Source organism: Azospirillum sp. B506 (assembly GCF_000333595.1).
Taxonomy (GTDB): Bacteria; Pseudomonadota; Alphaproteobacteria; order Azospirillales; family Azospirillaceae; genus Azospirillum.
The window spans coordinates 1-1,635 of record NZ_BADK01000499.1 but is presented as its reverse complement, the minus strand read 5'-3'; the positions used below and the strand labels follow the sequence as shown (position 1 = coordinate 1,635).

The 1,635-nt window shown below is 67.2% G+C and carries 2 protein-coding genes; both read left to right on the top strand.

What is annotated here, in order from left to right; all coding sequences use genetic code 11:
• The first annotated feature begins 60 nt into the window (after positions 1-60).
• On the top strand, positions 61-978 hold the full coding sequence (locus I71_RS14975; protein ID WP_042695652.1) for a TRAP transporter substrate-binding protein: 918 nt from the start codon (positions 61-63) through the stop codon (positions 976-978).
• 102 nt (positions 979-1,080) lie between these two features.
• A complete protein-coding gene (locus I71_RS14970) occupies positions 1,081-1,590 on the top strand; it encodes a TRAP transporter small permease (protein ID WP_042695651.1) in 510 nt (169 codons plus the stop codon).
• The last annotated feature ends 45 nt before the right edge of the window (positions 1,591-1,635 follow it).

The window sequence follows — 1,635 nt, the reverse complement described above, 5'->3', positions numbered from 1 at the left end:
CAGCCGGATCGCCGTCCGGTCGTCGCCGGCCTGCTGGGGCTGGGCGTCGCCGCCGGACAGATGGCGGCCGCGGCCGAAACCTGGGACATGCCGACGCCGTATCCGGACACCAACCTGCACACCATCGTGGTGAAGCAGTTCGCCGACGACGTGAAGGCGGCCACCGCCGGCAAGATCCAGATCACCGTCCACTCCAACGGCTCGCTGATCCGCCATCCCGAGATCAAGCGCGCGGTCCAGTCCGGCCAGGCCCAGCTGGGCGAGGTGCTGATCAGCTCCTGGGCGAACGAGGACCCGCTCTACGGCCTCGATTCGGTGCCCTTCCTCGCCACCGACTTCAAGTCGGCGCACAAGCTGTACGAGGTCTCCAAGCCCTATCTGGAAAAGAAGCTGGAGCGCCAGCGGCTGAAGCTGCTCTATTCGATCCCGTGGCCGCCGCAGGGCCTGTATGTGAAGGACGAGATCCAGTCGGTCGAGGGTCTGAAGAGCCAGAAGTTCCGCGCCTACAATCCCGCCACCACCCGCATCGCCGAGCTGAGCGGCGCCATCCCGGTGAAGATCGAGGCGGCCGAGGTGGCACAGGCTTTCGGCACCGGCATCGTCACCGCGATGATCACGTCCGCCGCCACCGGCGTCGACACCAAGGCCTGGGACTTCGTGAAGGTCTATTACGACGTCCAGGCCTGGCTGCCGCGCAACATGGTGTTCATCAATTCGGAGGTCTGGAAGGGGCTGGATGCCGGCACCCAGAAGGCGATCCAGGACGCCGCGGCGAAAGCCGAGGCCACCGGCTGGACCGAGTGGGAGAAGAAGACGGCCGACCTGAACAAGACCATGGCCGACAACGGCATGAAGGTGCTGCCGCCGTCCGACAAGCTGAAGGAAGGGCTGTCCGCCATCGGCAAGACCATGACCGCCGAATGGACCAAGGCGGCCGGCGCCGACGGCGAGGCGATCATTTCCGCCTTCGGCAAGTAACCGGTCCGGATGCCACCGGCCGGCGCCGCCATAGAAAAGGCGGCCGGCCGGTCCCCCTCCACGCCCCTTCGCTCCGCTCCGACCGCAGGAGGTGGTTGCGCCATGCGCACCGCACTGTCCATCCTCTACCGCGCCGCCGAGATCCTGGGCGCGGTCCTGCTTGCCGCCATTGCCGTCCTGATCGTGACGCAGGTGGCATCGCGGCTGTTCGACCGCATGGTGCCGGGGGCCGACGAGCTTGCCGGCTACTGCATGGCGGCGTCCTTCTTCCTGATGCTGGGGCCGGCGCTGCGCCGCGGCGCGCACATCCGCGTCGGCGTGCTGGTGGAACGGCTGCACGGCACCGCGCGCCGAGTCTTCGAACTGCTCTGCCTGGGCTTCGCCACCGCGCTCAGCAGCTATTTCGCCTGGTACTGGCTGCGCATGACGTACGACTCATACGATTTCGGCGATCTCAGCCAGGGCGTGCTGCCGGTCCCGCTGTGGATCCCGCAGGCGCTGATGGGGGTTGGGCTGGTGGTGCTGGTCATCGCCTTGATCGACGATCTGCTGGCGGTGCTGCAGGGGCGCGACGCCTCCTACCAGCATGCCGGCATGCAGAGCGAGGGCTGAGCGATGGATCAGACGACCGCATCCATCGTCGTCGTGGTGACGATG